This window comes from Bianquea renquensis, assembly GCF_014384895.1.
GTDB lineage: Bacteria > Bacillota > Clostridia > Lachnospirales > Bianqueaceae > Bianquea > Bianquea renquensis.
Window position 1 is genome coordinate 1 of sequence record NZ_JACRSQ010000107.1, and the last position, 620, is coordinate 620.

At 43.2% G+C, this 620-nt stretch carries 1 tRNA gene; it reads right to left on the reverse strand.

Annotated elements, in window-relative coordinates:
• Positions 1–278 precede the first annotated feature (278 nt).
• Positions 279–366 (reverse strand) — tRNA-Ser (locus H8730_RS17465).
• Between the last annotated feature and the right edge of the window lie 254 nt (positions 367–620).

The following is a 620-nucleotide window of genomic DNA, read 5'->3' on the forward strand; positions in this document are numbered from 1 at the left end:
CTCTCTCGAGGCTCTTGACTGGTGGTCTTCCTCTCCTCAGGGCTCTCTCGAGCTCCCTCCGAGTCTCTTACCTTTTCCTCTTCTCAGATGTTACACTGTTCGATTTTCAACGTCCTCTCATAGACATAAAGTCCCTGTCATCTGGCGCAGTACAAAGATTTATACCACAGTTCCATCAGACACGAAGATTATTCTATCATTCTCTGCTTCTTTTGTCAACACCTTTTTTCATTTTCTGAAAAAATATTTTGGACATATCAGACCAAATCTGTCGACAACGGAGAAGGAGGGATTTGAACCCTCGCGCCGGTTACCCGGCCTATGCCCTTAGCAGGGGCACCTCTTCGACCACTTGAGTACTTCTCCAGCTCTACGAATGTTGCCATCACAGCATCTCTTCAGTTGTAGGCACATAGATAGAATACAATCATAGTGCAAGAGTTATTATACTAAATTTAGCCCTTTTTGTCAACGCCGTTTTACATTTTTTCCAAACTTTTTTGTAGCGTTACAATAGATGTGAGACCAAGGGTATAGAAAAAGGCGATAGAGTTTGTTAGAATAGAGTCACCACAACAACACCCTAACGAAAGGTCTCAATCGCCATGGACATTGTAGCA